This window comes from Neobacillus sp. 114 (assembly GCF_030127045.1).
In the GTDB taxonomy this organism is placed as follows: Bacteria; Bacillota; Bacilli; order Bacillales; family Cytobacillaceae; genus Neobacillus; species Neobacillus rhizophilus.
This window is the reverse complement of the sequence record NZ_CP126144.1, coordinates 695980-719470: the sequence shown is the minus strand read 5'-3', so window position 1 is coordinate 719470 and position 23491 is coordinate 695980. Positions and strand designations below refer to the sequence as shown.

The following is a 23491-nucleotide window of genomic DNA, read 5'->3' as shown; positions in this document are numbered from 1 at the left end:
CTCTCTTCAACAAAATATGCTACTTTTAGGTGGCTGTTACTGTTTAAAAAGCCTATTTCATAGTAAAGTATCATAAAATGTTGTGTCTGGAAGCAAAGATAGTGGGCTAATTTTATTCAACTTGTTTTAAATCTTAACGAAGGACCTTTATAGGGAAGTTTGATTTTGAATGAAGAAACCCTGTCAACCTTATCTTGTTGGGACCTAAAGGTGGACTTCTACCCTAGTTTGTATCGGAGCAAAATTGTGAAGTATTAGACTTTATCTAAAGGGTGATTTACTTCAAGAAGACATACTTAAAAAAAACGCTCTAAACGGTCTTTTTTCTTTGGATAAAAAACAGTATTCTTTAACAGTGCCTTTCATAAAAAGAAAAGCGGTTTTCCTGCTAGATCACATTTGAATGTTCCACAATTTCTGTTTATCATGAAGGTGAGGATATGTATTACGTTAAAGCTACTATTTAGAGGTGAGTACTACGTGCAATTTAAAAATCAACATAAGTTACTTTCACCAGTGGAGCTTAAGAAACTTATATTTGATACAAGATATCAATCTAACAAAGGTCATAAATGAATTAGGAATCAGCAATGAAACCACTGTTATTGTTTACGGAAAAAAAATAATGGCTGCTACCCGGGCGGCATGGACATTCATGTATGCAGGTTTAGAAGATGTTCGTTTGCTGAATGGGGGAATCGATGCATGGAATGCTCTTGGATTTAGCACTGAAGAACACCCTTCGAATATACAACAAGATAGCAAAGGTACTTTTAAACTTTTACAACCAAAATCAAACTATCTTTCCACAAGGAAGGACGTTGAAAAAAATTTACAGAATCAAGACAGCATAGTGGTTGATGTTCGCAGCTGGAATGAATATTCTGGTAAAAACACCGGGTATGTTTATATGAAAGAAATGGGTCGTATTCCAAATGCAGTATGGGGCTATGCTGGATCCGATCCCTATCATATGGAGGATTTTGAGAAAAAAAACGGGGTACTCAAAAACCTTGAAGAAATAGGAAAACTATGGAAAGAATCAGGAATTATTTCAGAGAAAAAAATTATTTTTTATTGCGGCACAGGCTGGAGAGCAAGTGAAGCATTTTTTATTGCTCATTTATTGGGGTGGCAAAATATTAGTTTATTCGATGGTGGATGGATGGAGTGGAGTCAATTAGATTAAATTAGGCAAATCACTCTAATGCTAATTTCCATTAGCCAATAAAAAGAAGATAAGCAAATGCTCATCTTCTTTTTATATCAATCTATTTAAGAAGCCCTTTTTCTTTTAACCATTCTTCTGCTACTTTTGCTGCATCTTCTTTGTCAATTTCAACTTTTGCATTCAATTTTTGCATTTCTGTTTCATCAATTTGGTTAGCTAATTTATTTACTGCTTCTTTCAATTCAGGATGCTTTTTAAGGACTTCATCTTTAAAAATAGGTACAGCATCGTAAGGAGGGAATAAATGTTTATCATCTTTAAGAAGAACTAAATCATAGGCTGCAAGTTTACCGTCAGTAGAATAAGGAATAATCACATCAATCTCTTTATTTAGAACCGAAGGATACCATAATCCATAATCCATTGTGACAACCTTTTTAAAGTTTACATTATATATCTTTTCAAAGGCTGGGAAACCATCCTCGCGTCCAAGCCATTCTTGTCCAGTACCAAAAATTAATTGATCAGATTTCGCTGCTAAATCGGAGACCGTCTTAATACCTAGTTCTTCTGCTTGATCTTTACGCATTGTCACGACATAAGTATTATTAAATCCCAGCGGTTTTAACCATGTAATTCCGAACTCTTTAGGAAATTCTTCAGCTACTATGTTATACGCTTCTTCTGCATCCGTTACAGGTTTATGATTTAAAATATTAATTAATCCAGTTCCAGTGTACTCTACATAGCCATCAATATCCCCTTTTTTTAAAGCTGCCCAAGTAATATTGGCGGCAAGTCCAGTCTTTAATTGAACATTTAAATCTGTCTCATTTTCAATTAATAGTTTCATCATGTTTGCAAGGATTTCCTGTTCAGCAAAATCTTTTCCGCCAATCGTAACGGTATCTGATTGATTACTACATCCAACAATGCTAAAAAGCAAGGTTAAGCTGGTTAATGCCATCATCATTTTACGAATAAATTTTGAATTTAATCTTTTCATTGTTTTCACTTTAACTCTCCTGAAATTTGTTTTTTTCTTTTTTTACGTAATCCTTTAGGTGTTAATTTATCATCAAGATAAAGAAGCAATCGATCTAAAATAATGGCTAGCAAAGCGGTTGGGATCGCTCCAGTTAAAATCATAGCTGTATCAAGCATACCAATTCCTCTCATAATCAAATCGCCTAACCCGCCAGCTCCAATAAAAGTGGCAATCGTGGCAACACTTATGGTTTGAACGGCAGCCATTCGAACTCCGGCCATAATAACGCTGCGCGCCATAGGTAATTGGACTAACCAAAGAATTTGTCTCTTTGTCATTCCCATTCCAGTTCCAATTTCAATAAGAGACTTGTCTACTTCTCGAATTCCAGTAAACGTATTTTGTAAAACCGGTAATAAAGAGTAGAGGATTAAGGCAATGATCGCCGGAAGTGTCCCAATCCCAAAAATGGGAACCATAAAACCTAGTAAAGCTAGACTTGGGATAGTTTGGATGACCTGTACAACTCTAATCACCGGTGTAGCGAGACGGTCATGATTTGCAAAATAGATTCCTAAAGGAATAGCAATCAAACACGCAATAAAGAGAGCTGTAAATGATAAATAAAGGTGTTCCCCGGTTTTTGATAAAATTTCTATCCATTTCATCATCTTGATGCACCCTCATGATCATCCAGTGAGCTCATTGGAAGAATAAAAGAATCTTGAAAGTATTTAACCCCAATAAATTCACGAACAAATTCATTTTTGGGCTGACGCAGTAAATCAATTGGAGGACTACTTTGAATTAATACTCCATCTTTAAGAACTACCATGTGATCTGATATTTTTAATGCTTCCTCCATATCATGAGTAACAAAGATAATGGTCTTTTTCAATTTTTTTTGTAAAGAAATTAGCTCATCTTGTAACTGAACACGGCTTATTGGATCAAGAGCACTAAACGGTTCATCCATTAATATAATGGATGGGTCTGCACAGAGTGCTCTTGCTACACCAATCCGTTGTTGCTGGCCACCACTAATTTCACTTGGATAACGATAACGATATTGTTCAGGATCAAGACCAATTAAATTTAATAGTTCAGTTACTCTTTCCTTTATTTCTACCTTTTTTACACCCTTTAATATAGGAACAATCGATATATTTTCTTCAATGGTCATAAGTGGAAATAGACCAATCTGTTGAATAACATATCCAATATTTCTCCGAAGGTTAACTGAATCCATTCGACTTATATCTTTCCCATTAATAAAGATTGTTCCTTCATCCGGTTCTATAAGTTTATTAATCATTTTTAGAGTGGTTGATTTTCCACATCCGGATGGTCCAATAATGGTTGTAATTTTTCCTTTTGCTAGAGTTAAATTTAGATTCTTTACAGCATGTCCTGAATCAAATATTTTACTGATATTAACAAGTTCTACCGCTGCTGTATTCATATTTTCATGGTGTCCTCCCGCTTAATCTAACTCTTACTTTGACGGACAGAGTTATAGTTATCTATTTCCTAAAACTTATTTACGCTTCGTAAATTTAAGCGAATGGAAAATATATTCCAGTTCGAGATTCCGATTTCCCTTTAATTCAAGATATTTAATGCAATTTATATTCTAACATTAACCTTATTTATTTTCCTATTCGACCTATCTATACATACGATGAATATCTATCTACTTTTCAAATACATTCATATATTTTCTTGATAGTTTTCTATTGAAAATAATGAAGAACCTACTTCTGCATTATCAAAAACAAATGTTGAAGTCATATAAACAGGGGAGATGTGTGAGCAATGCCCTGGATCTTTATTTACTTTTACCAGTTTTGATGAATAGTTCATGATTATTACGGCTCCTAATTTTAGTTAAATCTGAAACGCTACCGTTTTTATTTCTTCCTAATTAGAAGTATATGCAAAAGTTATGCCAACTCTGTAAGCCTTATTAAATCTACATTTTTAATAGTAAAATTCTTTATTTATTTTCATTTTTGCCATGCCTGTAAAGCATCAAAAGAGTGCCTGTCACCACCCGAATCTTATCGAGGAGAATTCGACAAAATGCGGGTAGCGACAGGAACTTGCCTTATTTCTTTGTAATTTTTAGATTATTTACAAATTTTTAACTTTAAGGAAAATCATTCATGTACTATCATTGCAAGTAGAGGAAAGTTCAATTTATTGCCTTTTTTCATTGAACACTACTTAACAATGATACAGATTACTCATTCTATGTTGCTTTTCACAAAGATGCCCTAAAACGAATGAATCGTTATCGTGCCCCATTTCGCTTTGGTTTCAATCTTTACCTTAGTATTAACATCGCATTCACTATTAATGAACATAGATGTTAATATAAAAAATTACATATAGGGGGTATCTCTATGTTGAAGAAATCGATGTTGTTTGTCTTGGGGTTGGTTATGGCGTTTGCTGTTTTTCAACTTGACTTGTCAACTGCCTCGGCGCAACCGCCCGGAACACCGTCCTTGTCCACCGCCCAATCCCAGCTGAACTCTCTGACCGTCAAATCCGAAGGATCCATGACCGGCTACACTCGCGACTTGTTCCCGCACTGGATCAGCCAAGGCGGTGGCTGCGACACCCGTCAGGTAGTGCTCAAGCGTGACGCCGACTACTACAGCGGAAATTGCCCTGTTACGTCTGGCAAGTGGTACAGCTACTACGACGGCGTCACCGTGTACTCACCGTCCGAAGTGGACATTGACCACATCGTCCCTTTAGCCGAGGCGTGGCGTTCCGGAGCCAGCAGCTGGACCACGCAAAAGCGTCAGGACTTCGCCAACGACCTCAACGGCACGCAGCTGATCGCAGTGACCGCCAGTATCAACCGTTCTAAGGGAGACCAGGATCCATCGACGTGGCAACCACCGCGTTCCGGCGCCCGCTGCGCGTACGCGAAGTGGTGGATCAACACCAAGTACCGTTGGGGCCTAAGCCTGCAGTCGTCGGAGAAGACTGCGCTGCAGAGCATGCTTAACACCTGTTCCTACTAAGTCGGTTATTGCTTCTTCAAGTACAATCAACCGACCGTTTGTAGTACTCGCAGCACAACTATCCAACCACAGAAGGGAGTTACTCGCATGGAAAAGAAGACGTCAATCTTCACCGCAACCCATGGTGTCATGACCAATGAGGTCGGTGTGATCAGCGGTGAGCTTGAATTGCGTACCACCTGCGATGACGACGGTACCCTCACGCTCGCTATCACATATGTTGGCGCCGAGGAGTGGTACACGCTGCCGGGTGAAGACTATCGCCTGCACGATCCGCGTGATCACGAGGTCGTCCACCGCATGCTCGTTACCGTTCTAGAGCGCTCTTGAGACGCTGAATTCACTTACTCCTAATCAAAAAGAGTGCCAGTCACGACTCGTATAATGTCGATAAGAAATCGACAAATTACGGGTTGTGACTGGCTCAGGGTTAAACCTCAAAGAAACAGTCCTTGAATAACCGGTTGGGCCATCATAATAGGCATAGGCAACATCCACCCCTGATTCCTCTTCGAGTATTTCTGCACTAAGCGTGATGGATTCGCCTTGAGTAGCACTTGTTCCGGATAACACTAAACTAGTTAGCTTTGGAGGTGTCACGTCACCCGCAGCCACTCCGTTGGAAACCGGTGTTAGTAATGAAAATAGTAGAATCAACGTTGTCAACTTAGCGAACAAACTTCTCCTTTTTCTAAAAAAAACCAATTCTCTCCCACACTTTCATTTGAAAATTATGTACCTCTTGATTTTACCTTATTTATCCAATTGTAGTACACAAAAAGTTCTTTATTTTTAATAATAATGTTCTTAACTAAGAATTAAATGACGAACTTTCTACTACATAGAAATGGAGAATAATAGAAAAGATCTAGCTGAATTTATCCTCCGAAACTTTTATAGCTATATACCATTAATAAAAGAAACCCTTCAAACCAAACTAGTTTGAAGGGTTTCTTACTTGCTTCCTAGAATTTCAGAAACATTATATTGAATGGGACTTAGTAAAGCGTACAGTGGGCAAGACAGAGTTGTTCATGACAAATTACCCCCCATCCCTTCCGACTTCAGCAACAAGCGGCATCCCCATGGCTTCAATTTCTCTGATATCTCTAATCGCTGTCGACCGAGAGATATTAAATTCCTGCATGATTTCAGAAATGGTAAAGTGGGCGCGGTTGTTGATATACCGCATGATGGTATTAATCCGTCCAACTTTTTTCATCGGGGCCCCCTAAACAGTATCAATTTTTGACATGATTTAAGGCTATTATAAACTCATCAAGTGGAAAAACAAATCATTTGATCAATTTTAAAAAAAGGAAGGTTTTGAATATGGCAGATTATATCCTAGAAGAAAAAGACAGCTTTACCGTTTTAGGTTTTGGGACGGAGCTTGAGAGCCATTACACAGATTATGCAGGCATTACCAAGGAAAAGGCAGACTTTTGGGAGGCAGTCAAACAGGATGGAAGGCTTGACACGTTAAAAGAAGTAGCCGCAAATGACTACATTTTTGCTGTGAACGAAGCAGTCAATAACAAGATGATGCATTATGCTGGCGTCATAACAGAGACAACATTACCAGAAGCAACCAGAATAATCCAATTTCCTAAAGGCGACTACCTCGTTGTTAAAGGAGAAGCGAAAACAGCTGAAGAGTTGAGCAACAGGCTGACTGGCATAGCCTTTGGTCAAGTCTTGCCAGCAGCAACGAATTTTGCCTATGTGGGCGGTCCAAATACAACGGTTGAGATGGGGCAGCGAAACGGCCTCGTATTTGGTGAAATGTGGATTCCTGTTGTAAGGAAATAAAGGGAGGAATGGAAATGGCTTATACCGTTGATTTTAAAAATGTGTCTACCGATGGTTTAGAAGCTTCACCCGTAGCAGAAGCACTTGCCGGTTTACGTGCGAATGAAGCCCGATACTTTATGAACAAATACAAGCATGAATTTACGGTTGTACCAGCTAGCGAAAGTCAGGAGACTCTTGACTATGTGAACCAAATTTTGAAAAAAGAACGTGATCTTGAGTTTGCGGCCAAACCTTTAGAAACGTCGCGTTTTCAAGTGGAAAATATCGATTGGACCTACGTCTTTTACGAAGATGGTCTTTCCGTCAACGTCCTGTATACGGTTGATAACCCTAAAAAGCGTGCCGTTGGTTTTAAGCTTTCGGAGGGGATGAAGGTACCCAAGGAGTTGGAAGGGAAGTTTAAATTTGCAAGGCAGAAGTCTAAACTAGCTGGAACCATTCGGGGCTCTTTTTTTGTCATTAAAGGGGAATATTGAAGTAAGCAAAAGGAAATTTTGCTTATTTGAAACAATTGATATGCTGCACCGCCGCAGCAGACTTTACAAGGATTCCTCAAAAATGACACAGCAAGAGCGATTTCTTCTAATGAGATATGATTTAAAGCTGCTCGAAAATGTAGAACGAATGGTGGAGCATATAGGAAAGGTCTATGATTTCTTTCTTTCCGCAGAACCGCTTGAAGAATGGTGGTGGCACTTGGATAAAGTTGCATCAGGTGAATTAGAAGTGGAAATCGGGTTGAGGCAGAAGGATAAAGTTTTATAATATTGCCTATATGGCAGTAACTACACTAAAAATACACTATGGAGAGGGGCTTCCCCTTTCCATAATTTATTTTTAGTCTCTAAACGGGGTGGCCGCCTTTCACGTAACAAAGGAACTAGTCCTTATTCCGGAAAAGGTCCTTTAATCTAATACTTGTAGAAATATGGCCCATTAAGAGGTTCTTAGATTTCAAAAGAAAAAAGCCTAAAATAAAAAAGCACAAGAACTGGGATAAACGCATAGCATGCTAAAACAGGTTACTTAAATGAAAAGGATGCTGTCAAAATGCCTGCGATTATTGCTGGACCAATAATAATAAATAATATCACTGGAAATGGTGATGTCCAATTTGGTGATAGCTTGTTCAACTCACCAAAGGTTGCCTCTAAGACTCCTGCCGGTGCCGGGGGATTTAACACAGGAGTATTCATAGTAACAAATACCATTGCAAGTGCTACGAATTTTATTGACCCCAACGTAATTGACATGCCAGTGGTTGGAAATAATTAAAGCAATTAAACCGGTTATCACAATTTGTGATTAGGAATCCTTAAATTCCGGGAATATAACAAATATTGAAAAGGGTGGCGGCCAAAATGCCTGCAATTATTAATGGAGCAGTAACAATAGATAATATCGGTGGAGATGGTGATGTCCAATTTGGTGACCTCGTGTTTATCACACCAAAGACGGCATCTAAAACCGAAGGTGGTTCCGGAGTATTTAACACTGGGGGAGCAGTGATCACAAATACCGGCGCAAGTTTTACAAATTATATTGACCCCAGTGTAATCGATATGCCAATTAAGAGTAATAACTAAAGTGATAAAACCAGTTTTTTTCCCTTCGTGATTTCTTAAATTCCGGAAATAAAAAAAACCAAGGAATGAAGTGCGTAAAAAATGGCGGCAGCCTGCACAACATTCCTTGTTTTTTTCATGTGGGGTAGTCAAGCCCTACCGGGACACTAATGATCAAATTATCTGTACCATCATACCAGCTTTTACATATAATGATTTAAAGCAATTTAGGGGGAATCAACTTGATTGTTAACAAAAACGGCATTCATATTGGTACCATTTCAAGCGGGGTTGTAAACTTCGGCAGGACAGTTTTTAGTTCACCAAAAGCTGTGTCAAAAACAATTACTGGGGCTGGAGAAAGCAACACGGGGATAAAAGTTATAACTAATTCAGGTTTCAAAAAATATATTTAGACTGCAAGTTGATTTAAAAAGGCTGGAATAAACAGGACAAGCTTTTGCTTGCCCTGCCAGACTAACTTTTGGGATATTCATATTACAAGAGCGGGACTTCGTGCTTGTTTTACTATTTTGCGGATTTATAACCACTTTCCCTCCAGGTCCTTCATATTCCCGTCCCCATCCCGTTAATACAGAGGACAATAGAACCAATAAAAACGGGGTCAGACCCTCAATCAGTAAAGATGTATCATCTTGATCATGAAGAGAGGTTTTCTGGTCGGGCTTCCATGATTAATTCTAAAGCCAATGGGTTTAACATTTTATTCCCCTCTTTATCTAGTTGGATTTTTCTAGATCATATTTACCCTTAACGCTTAATGAAATCCTTAAACGGCACGGTTATTTTAATGCCATTTCGAGATCCTTCCATATATCTTCTACATCTTCAATTCCAACCGAAAAACGAACGAGTCCATCATCGAGACCTGCTTTTTCTCTTTCTTCCTTAGGGATGATTGCATGTGTCATCGAAGCTGGATGTTGAATTAATGTACCTACATCCCCTAGGGAAACTGCTAAAGTGCTCAGTTTTACTGAATTCATAAGTTTAACCCCAGCCTCGTATCCCCCCTTCAAGACAAAAGAAATCATTGCTCCAGGACCTTTCATTTGTTTCTCCATGATTTTTTCATCTTCAAAACTAGCTAATCCTGGAAAGTAAACCTTTTCTATAGCCTTATGTTTTTCCAGGCGTTCCGCCAAAATTTGTGCATTTTCTTGTGAGCGATCCATGCGAATGTGCAATGTACGTATCCCTTGATAGAGAAGCCAGGCATCCATAGGGGACAAATTGGCTCCCATCGTCTTCTGCACTTCTTTTCGCATCGGTTCAATTATTTCCTTGCTGGAAATCACAAGTCCGCCAATAAGGTATCCATGACCCGACAAGTATTTTGTTGCACTGTGGACGACAATATCAATGCCACATTGAATAGGATTTTGTAAATATGGGGACAAAAACGTATTATCAACAACAGTCAAGATCCCCTTTTGCTTAGCGACCGCCGCTACACTCTTCATGTCCACTAAAGAAAGCGTAGGATTAGAAGGGGTTTCAAAGTAGACCACTTTTGTTCTATCTGTAATGTGTGGTTCAAGCTCTTCCCCTGTCTTAAATGGTACAAATGTTACATCAATGCCAAACTTTTTTACCGTTTTGGATAGAAACGCGTGTGTCGCCCCATACAACGCTGTGTGTGCAACAACGTGATCGCCAGCCTGCAAAACACCAAAAAGGCAACCCGTTATGGCAGCCATTCCGGATGAGAAAGCTAAACAACCTTCACCATATTCCAATTCCGCTACCTTCTCTTCCAGTTCTCTTACATTTGGATTACCCAGGCGTGAATACATAAATCCTGGATCTTCTCCTGCGAAACGTTGTGCTCCTACTTCTGCATTTTCAAAAACAAATGTTGAGGTCAAATAAACAGGGGAGATGTGTGAGCCATGCCCTGGATCTTTATTTACTTTTACTAATTTTGACGAATAGTTCATGAAATGACGCCTCCTAATTTTAGTTAATCTGAAATGCCGCGTTTTTATTTCTTCCTATTACCAGTATATGCAAAAGTTATGCCAACTCTGTAAACCTTATTAAATCTACATTTTTAATTGTAAAATTCTTGATTTATTTTCATTTTTGCGAAGGTGTACTGCAAAACAAAGGAATGATCGAACTTACCACTTTGGCAATATTGATAATATTTTTCCAAAGTTGGAAAGAGTTTTATACCCCTTCTATTGAAAAATGAAAAGGCCGATTTCGAATTAGAAATCGTCCTTAACAACATATTTATAAAACTACAACTTTTTATCTGGTTTAACTATTCTTGAGGCCATAACGGCTCCGAGTTTTATCTTTGCAAATATGACTAATTCTATCTATCATTAATTATATTAATCAATCTCGTGCCACCTCAGGCGATGAACGGCCAGTTAGTAGTTAGGGGAGTGATAAATAATGGGGGGGAAACTAACACTTTTACAGTCTGATGTAATAGTACCTGAACCAGTATGTGTTAAATTCTTACATACTTAATATATTGAAAGGCCGCGCTTGGATTTACTGTCCAAGCGCGTTTTTAACCTGTTAAGACGAGAAAAGTAGTCGATTTTCATTAAGACACTTGCTCTAATTCCATTTCGTTATCCGATTGCTGCTTAAGTTTCTTTCGATAGATAATTTTTGACAAGTTAATACTAATTTCGTATAAAACTATGAGAGGTACTGTCACTAATATATCTGATATGAAATCAGGCGGTGTAATCAAAACAGATGTTAGGACAATTAAAAAATACGATATCTTCCGCGCTTTCGAAAGAATCCTAGGGTTAATGATCCCAATAGAAGTTAGGAACATAACCACAAGTGGAATTTCGAACAAAAATCCAAACGGTAGTGTCAAATTAATCATGAATTTGAAATACTTTTCAGATGTAAATAGCGTTTCAAATTGCCCTTCAGACAAGGACAATAAAAATTTAAGAACTGTTGGATATACAACGAAATAACCGAAAGACAAACCAGCGATAAAAAGGATAAACAATCCTGGAATGTATGAAATCGTCGTTTTTCGTTCTTTTTCAGAGAGCGCTGGTTTTACAAATCTCCATGTTTGATAAGCGGCAATTGGAATGGTAAGAGCAATCGCGATCACACCTGAAATCATAAAGTATACCCAAAGAATTTCACTTGGCCCTAATACAGCCAATTTATGGTTAAGATCACGAATAAGCCATTTGTAAATATCCTGTACATATATGAATGATCCAACTAAAAAAATGATGAAAGCAATTAAAGTATAGATAATCCGTTTCCTAAGTTCCTCGAGGTGCTCTGTCAAAAGCATATTTTGAATAGGCATACAGTTTCTCCTTTCTGAAAAAATAAGAAGATGTAAGCTTACTACTTACATCTCCGTTGAATTTACTTTGCTTTCTCCTTTTCTTCCTTTTCGTCTGACACTAGATCCTTAGCAGAGTGTTTAAATTCTCTAAGTGTGTTACCGAAAGCACGTCCAATTTCAGGTAACTTAGATGGGCCGAATATGATTAAAGCAATGATAAGAATTAATATTAATCCTGGAACGCCGATATTTTGAAACATGGTGTCTCCTCCTTAATAAATGATTCTATTTTTATCAACAGCCAAATCTTATAGGATGTTCATTTTTTAGTTTTCTTTACTACCAACGGTGAATGTTGCTGATGCAACAGCATCATAACCGCTGCCATAGAAATAAACCAATTTATACGTTGAACCTTCCTTGTATCTTCCTGGATATATATTATTCTTTGGATTGTAAGTAAATTTTAAGGTTCCATCTGTTACTTGAGTATACATCCACCATATTGACGCGATTGGCCCCGGTGTGTCATTTATTTCATATAAACCGATCCAATCACTTTTTGGATTTCTAGCATTTTTTACCGTAACTTCAACCGTATCTTCTACTCCATTTAAAACATTTTTAGATAAGCTAATCGTTACGTCTTCTACTACACCGTCCATCGTTTTTCCTAATACTTTTAAAGAGTTATTACTTACATTTTCGTATGCATCAAGAGCATGCACTTCAATCTCATATGTTGTGTTTGGCATCAATTCGTCAATTGGCAATGTTAATGGATTTGGTACAGGATCTTTATAGAACTCTGAGAAAGCAAGAAATTCTTTCGCTACTTCGTTTGTTTCAACATTTCTAGCTACTATTTTATAGTCATGTACAAGAAGATTGTCTTTAGCTTGAGTAAACATTATGGCTAAACCGGTAGCAGTCGTTTTTTCATTCACAATGGAAAGCATCGCATCATTTGTAAAGAAAGGTGACTTTTTGTCTCTATCTTCTGTGTATTTAAAATTATGCTTATTAGCAGGATAGCTGATTTCAAATGGTTCACCTGTCCAGTCATCGTTATGAATATCACGGCGTTTAATAATTACTTTGTTATTATGAACCTCTACAATCAAGGCTTGATTAAGGATGCCGGCATCTTCAGGCACTTCTCCTTGGATTCTTCCGCTATCAAGCCACAAATAGGCACCCGTTGAAGTTCCAATAGAAGTAAAATCTTTTTGGTGTATGATTCTAGGGTCATCTAACGGATAGTGGGTATGACCAGAAAAAGAGATAACTTGTGGATATTCTTTCAACGTATCGTAAAAAAGATCTCTATTTTGATTGAAGCCCCATTCGCTTCCATAGATGGTCCCTTTAATTGGCTGATGGTGGAAGACAAAAATAGGTTTTTTCGGATCATCCTCATTTGCTATCCTTAACTGCTCTCCTAGCCACTCAATTTGTTTTACTGAGAAGGTACCCTCTGTGTTACCATCTTCAGTATAAAGAACAATAAAATGATAACCTTTAATTACCTTATGATAGTAAATAGATTCCATCCCCGTTTTTTCACAGAATCGTTTTTGAGCATTTGCTGCCGATAAGCCATTCCAATAGTCATGGTTTCCGATTGCAAACATAGAAACCGCTTGGGGCTGTTTTCTCACATTATAAGCAGACATAAACTTATCATATTCTGAGGCAATTCCATAATCCGTTAAATCTCCAACTACCACAAAAGCATCTTGCTTAGGAACAACTTTATTTAACTGTTCTAAAGTAGTAACAAATTTTTCCAAAGTGCCATTACTATTATAATTAATATGTACATCACTGATTACCGGAAAAACTAAATCTGGCTTATTGCCAAGTGAATTAAAAACAGAAGAGCTAGACGCTGCACTCACAGATAAACTTGTTAGCGAGTTTACTAGAGTTAATCCTAAAGTCATTCCAGCAACTTTAGTTGTCCCCTCCAAAAAGGTCCGTCGATCCATCGCCTTATTTAAAAGATTATCGTGTAACGATTTTTCTCCTGCATGGTGTTTATCGTTTTTCATTAGTTTTCCCCTCTCAAATGATAGATTAGTTCAATTTCAAGAAACAGAGTACTTAATGATGGAGTATTAAATCGTAATAATGTACATCTTTATCAAACAAAGTACCTTTAAATCTTCTTATAGACGGACTATAATTTTCTCTAAGTTAGAAACGGTCGTGTTTCCCACATTAATAGGGGAAAAAATGATAATTGATGCACACCTCCAAATGGAACAAAATATAACATTTTCACACAATTTTCCTCTTGCACAAATTAATAATACTGAAAAAATATTGATTTACTGTAAATAACATGTAATTTATTGTATTTTTATCGTTAATAGCACGAAATGAAAATCAGAACACTTTATTAGATCCATTAGGTAATCCGGTTCCCGATGCATCCCTAGATAGTTTTACTTCAACAATAGGAGATCTAACCGGATCGAACGGAGAGCCTGTAAGCGATTTAGTATCAGACGAACGGAAAGATCATAATTGGGTATTTTTTCCTTATCTTTGATATCAGAATACTGAGAAATCAACGGAGTTAAATAATTACTTACCATATTTTAAAAAGTAATATCCGTAAATAAGTTCACATAACATTAATCCTCTGCCTCCTGGAACATGCCGCTTTTTTGACGGAAACACGCTCTTCCAATAAGATAAAAGAATAACCATAATGTTAGGATGGACAGTATGAAAATTTTATTAGTCGAGGATGATCGCACCATCGCTTCTGGACTGGAGTTTTCCTTAAAACAAGAGGACTTCGAAACCGTGCTTTGTCCTAATGCCGCTTCCGCAACAGACATCATTCAGAACCACATCGAAGAAATCGATTTATGTTTATTTGACCTGAATTTACCGGATGGGAGCGGTTATGACTTATGTGAGCTCGTGAAAAAACATCGCGATATCCCGGTCATCTTTTTAACCGCTTATGATGATGAAGTGAATGTTGTCATGGGTCTGGATATAGGAGCGGATGATTATATTACCAAACCGTTCCGAATCCGTGAACTAGTTTCCAGAATGAAGACGGTCCTCCGCCGTTACCATCGTCAGCCCCAGCCGAAAAACACCATTGACATCGAGTCTATTCAAATTAACACCTTAGAAGGAAAAGTATATAAACAGGGAAAAGAAATTCTGTTGACAGCCTTAGAATATCGACTCTTTCTTATTTTCGCGAATCACATTGGACAGGTCCTCACCAGAGCCCAGCTGCTCGACCGCATTTGGGATGTTGCCGGTGATTTTGTCAATGACAACACCTTGACCGTCTATATTAAGAGATTGCGAGAAAAGTTAGAAGACGATCCGCAGAACCCAACGCTGATTAAAACAGTAAGAGGCATGGGCTATAAGGTCGGTGAGTGAGTTGCTTCGCAATCGAGAAGTTCAAATACTCCTAGGCATTCTGCTGTTGATTAGTGTGATAGGCTTTAGTTTGACAGCCATTTTCGTTTCCGTGCCCGCGGCATTTTTGGTACTCGCCGTATCGGTCTTACTGATTAGCTGTATGCTGATTTTCACCAAATGGCGGTATAAAGAAATCGATAAACTTTCTGGATATCTGCAGCAAATCAGCAATGGCCACTTTCAGTTGGACGTCCGTGATAACTATGAAGGTGAGTTGAGCATATTAAAAAGTCAAATTTATAAAGTGACCACCAAGCTATCTGAACAAAGGGCAGTTTTACAGGAGGACAAAGCGAAATTGACCAATGCGATTTCCGACATCTCTCACCAATTAAAAACCCCTCTCACTTCGATGATGGTCATGGGTGATTTGTTATGTGATAAACGGTTGGATGATACCAAGCGGGCAGAATTCACCCGGAATTTCCAAGTTCAGCTGGAACGTATGGAATGGCTTGTTTCCTCCTTATTAAAGCTTTCAAAAATCGATGCCGGAACGATTTCTTTTAAAAAAGAAAAGGTCTTGGTTGCTCCCCTCGTTCAAAAAGCAGTCGAGCCTTTATTGATTCCAATGGATATAAAAATGCAGACTTTATCCGTCACAAGTGATGAGCAGGCAAGCTTTATCGGTGATTTCAACTGGACTGCAGAAGCGCTTATTAATATCATTAAAAACTGTGTTGAGCACACATCCGAAGGCGGCGAAATCAACATTTCTTTTTCGGAAAATGCCCTTTTCACTGAAATTACGATTTCTGACAACGGGAAAGGAATTGCTAAGGAAGATCTCCCTTACATTTTCAAACGGTTTTACAAAGGCAAAAATGCGAGTGACGATAGTGTCGGGATTGGCCTTGCGATGGCGCACAGTATCGTAACAAGTCAGCAAGGCGATATTGTCGTAAAAAGCAACAAGGGCGTTGGGACCACGTTTCAGATGAAATTTTACAAGCAGGTGATTTAATATCGTTCTCGGGCGCTTTCTTATTAATGACGTATGAATTGGCATACGTCTTTTTCTTTTTTAGGGATCTGGCAGTTGATAAATAGGCGGAGAAATTTCGCTTAATCAGTATTTATTATTAAAAATAGCCAAAATAGACGGAGAAATTTCGCTTATTGGCTCGAAAAACTTGAAAATAGGGGATTTTTCTTTGCATAAGCGGAAAACATCCGCTTATATACCCCGAAACGAGCTTCATTTTGTAGCTAACCGGAAAATCTCCGCTTATCTTACTTTTGCTGGCCCCCCTTCCCTCCCAAAGTGAATAAATTGTCACTTAAGAGTCACTTTAAAGTCATACTGACTCGATATACTAACCTCAGACAATGAAGGTATGGGGGTTTTTTCATGAATATAGTAGAAGTTAAAAATCTATCAAAGGTGTATGGCAAAGGCGAAACGGCCGTTAAAGCGCTTGATGATGTGTCCTTTTCCGTAAAAAAGGGGGAGTTTGTTTGCATTATCGGCCCATCTGGCTCGGGGAAATCGACGCTGCTTCATTTGCTTGGCGGTGTTGACCGGCCAACGAGCGGAAAGGTGCTCATTGATCAAACTGATATTTATGACTTGAATGAAACACAGCTGGCCATTTTTAGACGACGGCAGATTGGCTTGATTTATCAATTTTATAATTTAATTCCGATCTTGACCGTTGAGGAAAATATGACGCTGCCCATGCTGTTAGATGAACAAAAAGTGGACTCTAATCAGTTTAACAAGATTGTTACCATTTTAGGTTTGAACGACCGGCTCTCCCACTTGCCCAACCAGCTTTCAGGCGGCCAGCAGCAGCGTGTCTCGATTGGACGAGCGCTCATCAGCAATCCAGCGATTATGCTTGCCGACGAGCCGACGGGAAATCTCGATAGTAAAAATAGTGAAGAAATCATGGAATTGCTCAAACTGTTTAATAAAACCTACAATCAAACCTTGATTGTCATCACCCATGATGAGCGCATCGCCCTTCAAGCTGACCGGATCATTTCGATTGAGGATGGCAAGGTCGCCAAGGATGAGGTGATCCGGTAATGAATATTATCAACAAAGTGACCATCAGGCACTTAAAGGAGAACAAACGCCGCTCACTCGTGACGGTCATCGGCGTTATTATTTCGGTGGCGATGATCACCGCAGTGGCAACACTTGGGTTTTCTTTTTTAGACTTATTGATTCGGCAGGAAATTGCCCAAAATGGCGAGTGGCATGTTCAATATAAGGACGTCAGTTTAAACCAATTAAAAGAAATTGAAAAAGACAGTGACACCAAAACCGTTGCCCTTTCTAGCACCGGCTATGCAGCCCTAGAAGAATCACACAATGAATACAAACCGTATTTATTTTTTAAAAACTATAATAAGATCGGCATGGAGCAATTCCCAATAAAGGTCAGCGCAGGCAGACTTCCTCAAAATGAACACGAGATTGCGATTTCAGAAGCAATCAGAAGCAACGCCAAGGTCAATTACAAAATCGGGGACAAACTCACGGTTGACATTGGGGAGCGATTTCATAAATTAGAAGGAACCACGCTAGCTCAAAAAGACCCCCTCCAACGGGATGGTGACAAGGTACTCGAAGAACTGAAACCCACCCAAACCAGAGAATTAACCATTGTTGGAACAATTACTCCCCCTTCCTGGGAACCGGCTTGGTCACCAGGTTACACGGTCATTGGCTATGTGGACGAAACGTCGTTAAGTAAAAATCAGTCTGTTGACGCCAATGTTGTATTGACGAAAGTAAAAGGTTCCCTTTTTGACCATGCAAAAACTTTAGCCAAAAAGCATGGAATTAAAAAGGTGAATTTTAATAGTGAGTTGCTCCGCTACTATGGAGTCACGAATAATGATTCCTTGCGGATGACGCTGTTTTCACTATCCGGCATCATTATGGGCGTGATTATTATTGGCTCCGTGGCCCTGATTTATAATGCGTTCGGAATTAGTGTTTCCGAGCGTGCCAGACATTTAGGCATGCTCTCAAGCGTTGGAGCCACGAAAAAGCAGAAACGGAATTCGGTCTTTTTTGAAGGAGCGGTGATTGGTGCCATCAGTATCCCGATTGGGATTCTTGCCGGTCTCGTGGGGATTGGAGTCACTTTTGTGTTTATCAATACCTTTATCCACGATGCACTCAATGTTTCTGAAAAGCTGGAGTTAGTGGTCACGCCGGCTTCGATTCTTATTGCCTGTGGCATTTCGATTCTGACGATCTTTATTTCAACCTATATCCCTGCGCAGAAAGCCTCCAAGATTTCGGCTATTGACGCGATCCGCCAAACTCAGGATATTAAGCTTTCGGGGAAAACGGTGAAAACATCAAAGCTTGTCCGAAAAATCTTCGGGCTGGAGGCCGAAATCGGATTAAAGAATGTCAAACGCAATAAAAAGCGATACTTGGCCACCGTGTTTTCGTTAGTGATTAGTATTGTCCTATTTTTATCGGTGAGTTATTTCACCGACAACCTGAAAAAATCATTGGAAATGACGCAAGATGAGCTAAAGTACGATATTCAACTTTCCGGCAGTGTATTAGAGAAGGAAGAGTTAGCATCGTTTACGAAGCTCGATTACGTTACGAAATCCACCATCATGGAGGTAGCGCAAGTTGAAACACTGATTAAAACGGAAGACCTTCCAGCACTATTGAAAAAACAAATCCAAGAGAACGATGCAGCTCTTGAGGATGGAAAATACCCTTATTATGTTGTACTAAATGGTTTAGATCAAGAAAGTTTTAATGAATATGCGGAAAGTATCGGTGTGAGTGCTGGGGATTTTACACGACAAGACACGCCAACTGCGATTGTCGTTGACCAAATTTCTTACCAGGACCCGGCAACCGGGAAATATATCGAAACAAACTCGATTGAGTCAAAAGTTGGCAGTAAGATTGACTTATTGGCCCTCCCACCTGGGGATTCTGAAGAAGAAGAGCAACCAAAACGGGAGTTTGTGAGCACTGTTGAAATTGGTGCCCTAACAGACCAAGTCCCTGTGGGCGTCCATTCGGCTTCACTAGGCGGTGTTAATCTGGTTGTTCCTGAAACAACAATAGAGCAATTAGGTATTGACCCTAAGCAAGTGTACTCCTATGTATATTTAAATAGTTCTGACCCAATGGCTACACAAGCAGCCATTGAAGACATGAACAATACAAGCATCCATGTATACAATGTATATCAGCGGCGCCAGCAGGATGAACAAATGATTATGCTTATGTCGGTCTTTACCTATGGGTTCATCACCCTGATTTCCTTCATCTCGATTGCTAATATCTTCAACACCATCTCAACAAGCATTTCGCTTCGGAAACGTGAATTTGCAATGCTGCGTTCCGTTGGCATGACACCGAAAGGATTTAATAAGATGATTCATTATGAGAGTATCTTTTATGGGGTGAAGGCCTTGTCCTATGGACTGCCCCTTAGTGTACTTATCATGTTTGGGATACATCGCTCCCTCGGCAACACCTTTGAATATGGGTTTAGCCTGCCGTGGATGAATATCCTATTTGTGATCGTCGTCATTTTCTTGATTGTCGGGTCTGCCATGCTGTATTCGATCTCCAAGATAAGAAAAGAAAACATTATCGATGGCTTGAAACAGGAAAATATTTAAGAAAAACACGCGGTTAGCTCTGCTAATCGCGTGTTTATATTTTATGAAAGGAAAGGTGTGGAAGTCCACTTATACTTTTTTGAAGAAATGAGCCGCCCTCTTTTTTATTACCACATTGTGCGATGTTGGGTTTCACCCTCTACATTGACGCACTTTGGTTTGTATTTTCTTGAGAATTTCTTACCACTTTCCCACCATGCCCTTCATATTCCCGGCCCCATCCCGTTAATACAGAGGACAGTAGAACTAAGAACAGGACTATGCAATAGATCATGCCGCTGCTGACTTGTGTTAGTGATAGCGGCGCAACAAAATCATACCCTTTTGAAAGCAATGCACCGATGAATACAAACACACTTAAAAAAGGAATAACTAGCACAATCGCGTTCGCAAAACCATCCAGCAGGTAGGCACGACGGTATGGATGCAGACCAACACGTTTGCCAATCTCATTCTGTACTTTTCCAAACGTCGTCATCGATGCACTGGTCACACCACCGAAGATCAAAGTTGTAAATGAAATACCCAACATCATAGCGATCTCAGCACCGCGAGCCGTCTTGCCCATTTTACTGTTAAGGATGCCGTTGGTGACTTTTTCAAGCACTCCCGCACCGTTAAGGACACCCATAATGCCGTAGACCGAAATAACCAACGTGACGGTTGCCATCATGCTGCTGATCCCGCCCGTTAGGAATCCTCTTGGGGCCCCATCCTTAACAGATATCACATTGTCGAAAGTTAAGAGATTAAATGCTAGACCTGTTATCGTCCCTAAAATGATACCGATTGTAATCGCTATATAGATATTGCGAGTTTTGATGGCTGCAATTAACATGACGACTACCGGAACCAGCATCACCAGTGTGGTCGGATTCATGTTTTTCGTAAGAATTTCCGAAGCGCCATCACCTACCGTGCCGCCGCCCCCGAAGATCCAGAACAGAACAAAAGAGATAGAACCTGCGACTAAGGAATACTTCAGCCGGCTGGCAACACAGCCGCCCACATCAGCAAAACCTTCTTTTTTTGTGTATGCTTGCGTTCCTGCAGAGATGATGGTGGTATCTGATATTGGCGCTAGGTTATCGCCAAAAATAGAAGCACTGACGACTGCGCCGGCAAGAACGGCAGGGTCGCCTCCCAACAATACTCCTGCCGGGTAGAAAATAGGGAAGCAGGTAAACATGGTGCCTATGGATGACCCAGTGGCAGTAGAAATGACACAAACGGCTAAGAAGGTAAACGCCGTGAATAATCCCCCATCCACGCCCAGCAAGTCGGCAAGCCATACGAAACCTGATGAAATGTTCGTGCTTTTGATCAACTCCGAGAACATCCCGATGACAAACAGCAGGATGGCAATCGGAACGGCTTCCTTTACGCCGTCATAGACTGAATCCCAGAAGCGATCGTAGTTACCTTTTTTCACAAACATGGCACCGACCATCAGTGCGACGAAAGCGCCCATTGCGAGAGCGTACATTTCAAACGCTTTAAAGACGATAAAATACAATACGCAGAAAAATAGAAAAATCCCGACTGGAATAAACGCAGTACCCCATCCACCTCTAAATTCAAGTCTCTGATTCATATCTAAACTCCCTCTCCTCTACTAAACTCTCTATTCTAGACTAAACATACTCTCTCACTTATTCTTCGTTTAAATTCATCTTCATAATATTGCGATATTTTGAACCAATCGTACGCTCTAACTCAAAAGGTTCACCATCTAAGATTGGATAGTGGTCTAAGAATTGTTTGATTTCTTCGATATCGGAGTGATCCAGTTCGAACGTAAATATTTGCGCATTGGACTCCACATGCCGGCTATTTCTCACTCCAATAATAGATGCCCCGACTCCTTGTTGACTTAATATATATTTTGTAGCAATCTGAGAAGCCTTGACAGAATACTTTTTAGCGATTCTTTGCAGCATTAACAATAATTCCTGATAGCCATCCCAACCCAAGGTATCCTCAATCACCTGAAAATATTTAACATGTGAGCGTGTTTCAGGTTGAATAGTAGTTTGGCCAATCCATTTTTCCGCTAACAACCCTCCTGATAATGTACCGTAGCACAGCAAGGAAATTCCTTTGCTTTTACAATACTCTAGTAATTCTTTTTCTGGACGTCTGTCAAAAACCGAGTATTGATTTTGACATGACACAATAGGAATACCAGCATCAACAAGCTCGCTCAAATGCTTCGTATCAAAGTTCGTAACAGCAATATTACGGATCTTTCCTTTTTCTTTCAGTTTCAACAGATCTCCCGCTGTCTCAACAAAGCCAGGCACATCGTAATCCCACCAATGAAACTGCACAAGATCCAAGACTTCTCGTTTCTGACGTTGGAGGCTTCGGTCAATTATTTTTTCTGTGTAGTTGTAATCGACCTCACTGAGCAAATTGATATCCGGTACGTACTTGGTATGAATTTGAATATCATGCGGTGAAAGGGTGCTTCCAGCTTTTAGTTCCGTTAAAAATTCACCAAGGAATTCTTCAGTTCCCGTATAGATATCTGCACAATCAAATGTCGTAAATCCTCTTTCAGCAAGCATATGGAAGGCCTTCATGGCATCTTGCATATCTAATTTTGTTTGTAAGCTATGGCCTTCCGATAGCTGCCAACAGCCGTTGATCACTCTGCTGATTGTATAATCTTTTGCTAGTTCGAATCGTTCTGCCATTATGGTTGATCTCCTTTATGTATAGGTTCTATTGTGCATTCAGCATGACTAAATTCTTTCGTTCCGATGCGAGTTATTTTAAATCTGGCCCCACAGTTTGGATCTGGACAGGCTATTAAACTATCAGACAACATCCAGTCATTCGCGTGTAATGGCCGCTGCTTTGCCGGCAGTAATGGCAAAATAGCGCTTAAAGCATACATGGAAAATGAATTCGTTTCTGGGAAGATTAGGTCTTCCCCAATCACTAAGAAATAGTCACCTTCCTTATGCCTGCATACCATTGGTTGATCAGTACCGACAACCTCTACTTTTAAGTTAAATAGCGTAAATTTATCATCCATTGGCACCTGCTCCTTTCAACACTTGCGGCTGTATAAGTTCTTAAAAAAATAAAAAACACCTGTCCTTAAATTATTAAATAATAATTCAAGGACAAGTGTTAACCTGCGGTACCACCTTGTTTGATATGTATCATACATACCCACTTTGTAGAGTGCTCTCACACCCTTAGCCCTGTAACGCTGGCTCCTGCGTCTAAGCTACTAAAAAAATCTCGTTCACTTCGCCCTCTGAGGCCCATTTGCTGTGACTGCATCTGTCCGGCTTCCACCATCCCGGATTCGCTGAGAGACCGTTTAACAGTTTTACTCCCTCATCTTAGGTTTATAGAAATGTTAGCATCCTAGTTTTCAATTGTCAATAATAGTTTTAATTTTGAGATAACTTTATCGAAAAGCCGGTTAATGAAGTGGAGAAAGCAAACGGATCTGTTTTTAAAATTTATAGCTGCATTAAACAGGCGTAATTCTTGCTC

Annotated in this window: 24 protein-coding genes and 2 pseudogenes; 13 read left to right on the top strand and 13 right to left on the bottom strand. The window is 39.5% G+C overall.

What is annotated here, in order from left to right; all coding sequences use genetic code 11:
- Positions 1-538 precede the first annotated feature (538 nt).
- Complete coding sequence (locus QNN06_RS03465; RefSeq protein WP_284036981.1) at positions 539-1189, top strand: sulfurtransferase; 651 nt, start codon at positions 539-541, stop codon at positions 1187-1189.
- Between the two features lie 82 nt (positions 1190-1271).
- Here QNN06_RS03465 and QNN06_RS03460 read toward each other — a convergent pair whose 3' ends face one another.
- The 4 genes and pseudogenes from QNN06_RS03460 to QNN06_RS03445 form a co-directional block, all read right to left on the bottom strand.
- Positions 1272-2177 carry an ABC transporter substrate-binding protein gene (locus QNN06_RS03460; protein ID WP_249366765.1) on the bottom strand — a complete coding sequence of 302 codons (906 nt, stop codon included), beginning with the start codon at positions 2175-2177 and terminating at the stop codon, positions 1272-1274.
- Between the two features lie 5 nt (positions 2178-2182).
- A complete protein-coding gene (locus QNN06_RS03455) occupies positions 2183-2830 on the bottom strand; it encodes an ABC transporter permease (RefSeq protein WP_213118772.1) in 648 nt (215 codons plus the stop codon).
- Positions 2831-2898: 68 nt separating this feature from the next.
- Positions 2899-3621 (bottom strand): annotated as a pseudogene (locus QNN06_RS03450) (ABC transporter ATP-binding protein); the annotation flags it as partial.
- 248 nt (positions 3622-3869) lie between these two features.
- Positions 3870-4022 carry a hypothetical protein gene (locus QNN06_RS03445; protein ID WP_213118774.1) on the bottom strand — a complete coding sequence of 51 codons (153 nt, stop codon included), beginning with the start codon at positions 4020-4022 and terminating at the stop codon, positions 3870-3872.
- A gap of 542 nt (positions 4023-4564) precedes the next feature.
- Here QNN06_RS03445 and QNN06_RS03440 point away from each other — a divergent pair.
- Entirely contained in the window at positions 4565-5197 is a 633-nt protein-coding gene (locus tag QNN06_RS03440; RefSeq protein WP_213118775.1) for an HNH endonuclease family protein, read from the top strand.
- 87 nt (positions 5198-5284) lie between these two features.
- Entirely contained in the window at positions 5285-5527 is a 243-nt protein-coding gene (locus tag QNN06_RS03435) for a hypothetical protein (RefSeq protein WP_213118776.1), read from the top strand.
- 24 nt (positions 5528-5551) lie between these two features.
- On the opposite strand, the gene QNN06_RS03430 is transcribed toward QNN06_RS03435, so the two are convergent.
- Together QNN06_RS03430 and QNN06_RS03425 are read right to left on the bottom strand one after the other, a co-directional pair.
- The gene (locus QNN06_RS03430) at positions 5552-5875 is read right to left on the bottom strand and encodes a hypothetical protein (protein ID WP_217033229.1); all 324 of its coding nucleotides are present in this window, start codon (positions 5873-5875) and stop codon (positions 5552-5554) included.
- Between the two features lie 367 nt (positions 5876-6242).
- A pseudogene (locus QNN06_RS03425) lies at positions 6243-6419 on the bottom strand (HTH domain-containing protein); the annotation flags it as partial.
- Positions 6420-6529: 110 nt separating this feature from the next.
- Between QNN06_RS03425 and QNN06_RS03420 the strand changes: the two are divergent.
- The 6 genes from QNN06_RS03420 (at position 6530) to QNN06_RS03395 (ending at position 8993) form a co-directional block, all read left to right on the top strand.
- Complete coding sequence (locus tag QNN06_RS03420) at positions 6530-7009, top strand: GyrI-like domain-containing protein (protein ID WP_213118778.1); 480 nt, start codon at positions 6530-6532, stop codon at positions 7007-7009.
- Positions 7010-7023: 14 nt separating this feature from the next.
- Positions 7024-7488, top strand: a complete 465-nt coding sequence (locus QNN06_RS03415) for a phage tail protein (protein ID WP_284036980.1) — start codon at positions 7024-7026, stop codon at positions 7486-7488.
- Positions 7466-7777, top strand: a complete 312-nt coding sequence (locus tag QNN06_RS03410) for a hypothetical protein (protein WP_284036979.1) — start codon at positions 7466-7468, stop codon at positions 7775-7777. The genes QNN06_RS03415 and QNN06_RS03410 overlap by 23 nt, the downstream gene beginning before the upstream one ends.
- A 285-nt stretch (positions 7778-8062) precedes the next feature.
- On the top strand, positions 8063-8287 hold the full coding sequence (locus tag QNN06_RS03405) for a spore germination protein (protein WP_213118781.1): 225 nt from the start codon (positions 8063-8065) through the stop codon (positions 8285-8287).
- 86 nt (positions 8288-8373) lie between these two features.
- The gene (locus QNN06_RS03400) at positions 8374-8598 is read left to right on the top strand and encodes a spore germination protein (RefSeq protein ID WP_213118782.1); all 225 of its coding nucleotides are present in this window, start codon (positions 8374-8376) and stop codon (positions 8596-8598) included.
- A gap of 221 nt (positions 8599-8819) precedes the next feature.
- Complete coding sequence (locus QNN06_RS03395; protein WP_213118783.1) at positions 8820-8993, top strand: spore germination protein; 174 nt, start codon at positions 8820-8822, stop codon at positions 8991-8993.
- A gap of 387 nt (positions 8994-9380) precedes the next feature.
- On the opposite strand, the gene QNN06_RS03390 is transcribed toward QNN06_RS03395, so the two are convergent.
- From QNN06_RS03390 to QNN06_RS03375, 4 genes are all read right to left on the bottom strand, one after another.
- Entirely contained in the window at positions 9381-10538 is a 1158-nt protein-coding gene (locus QNN06_RS03390; protein WP_284036978.1) for a trans-sulfuration enzyme family protein, read from the bottom strand.
- Positions 10539-11161: 623 nt separating this feature from the next.
- A complete protein-coding gene (gene tatC, locus QNN06_RS03385; RefSeq protein WP_217033226.1) occupies positions 11162-11908 on the bottom strand; it encodes a twin-arginine translocase subunit TatC in 747 nt (248 codons plus the stop codon).
- 62 nt (positions 11909-11970) lie between these two features.
- Positions 11971-12150, bottom strand: coding sequence for a twin-arginine translocase TatA/TatE family subunit (locus tag QNN06_RS03380; RefSeq protein WP_217033224.1), 180 nt, complete (start codon positions 12148-12150; stop codon positions 11971-11973).
- Positions 12151-12216: 66 nt separating this feature from the next.
- A complete protein-coding gene (locus QNN06_RS03375; RefSeq protein ID WP_284036977.1) occupies positions 12217-13944 on the bottom strand; it encodes a metallophosphoesterase family protein in 1728 nt (575 codons plus the stop codon).
- A 682-nt stretch (positions 13945-14626) separates the two neighbouring features.
- Between QNN06_RS03375 and QNN06_RS03370 the strand changes: the two genes are divergently transcribed.
- The 4 genes from QNN06_RS03370 (at position 14627) to QNN06_RS03355 (ending at position 19975) form a co-directional block, all read left to right on the top strand.
- Positions 14627-15310, top strand: a complete 684-nt coding sequence (locus QNN06_RS03370; protein WP_284036976.1) for a response regulator transcription factor — start codon at positions 14627-14629, stop codon at positions 15308-15310.
- 1 nt (position 15311) lies between these two features.
- Positions 15312-16316: a sensor histidine kinase gene (locus QNN06_RS03365; RefSeq protein WP_284036975.1), complete on the top strand. Its 1005-nt coding sequence runs from the start codon at positions 15312-15314 to the stop codon at positions 16314-16316.
- A gap of 387 nt (positions 16317-16703) precedes the next feature.
- Positions 16704-17384 (top strand): ABC transporter ATP-binding protein, encoded by a 681-nt coding sequence (locus QNN06_RS03360; RefSeq protein ID WP_213118790.1) that lies wholly within the window; start codon positions 16704-16706, stop codon positions 17382-17384.
- Positions 17384-19975 carry an FtsX-like permease family protein gene (locus QNN06_RS03355; protein ID WP_284036974.1) on the top strand — a complete coding sequence of 864 codons (2592 nt, stop codon included), beginning with the start codon at positions 17384-17386 and terminating at the stop codon, positions 19973-19975. Before QNN06_RS03360 ends, QNN06_RS03355 begins: the two co-directional genes overlap by 1 nt.
- 139 nt (positions 19976-20114) lie before the next feature.
- Here the strand turns inward: QNN06_RS03355 and QNN06_RS03350 are convergent, their stop codons facing one another.
- The 3 genes from QNN06_RS03350 to QNN06_RS03340 are packed head-to-tail and all read right to left on the bottom strand — an operon-like array spanning position 20115 to position 23018.
- Positions 20115-21569, bottom strand: coding sequence for a Na+/H+ antiporter NhaC family protein (locus QNN06_RS03350; protein WP_284036973.1), 1455 nt, complete (start codon positions 21567-21569; stop codon positions 20115-20117).
- Between the two features lie 58 nt (positions 21570-21627).
- Positions 21628-22674 carry an aldo/keto reductase gene (locus tag QNN06_RS03345; protein WP_217033215.1) on the bottom strand — a complete coding sequence of 349 codons (1047 nt, stop codon included), beginning with the start codon at positions 22672-22674 and terminating at the stop codon, positions 21628-21630.
- Positions 22674-23018 carry a TIGR04076 family protein gene (locus tag QNN06_RS03340; RefSeq protein WP_213118794.1) on the bottom strand — a complete coding sequence of 115 codons (345 nt, stop codon included), beginning with the start codon at positions 23016-23018 and terminating at the stop codon, positions 22674-22676. The genes QNN06_RS03345 and QNN06_RS03340 overlap by 1 nt, the downstream gene beginning before the upstream one ends.
- Positions 23019-23491: the final 473 nt, after the last annotated feature.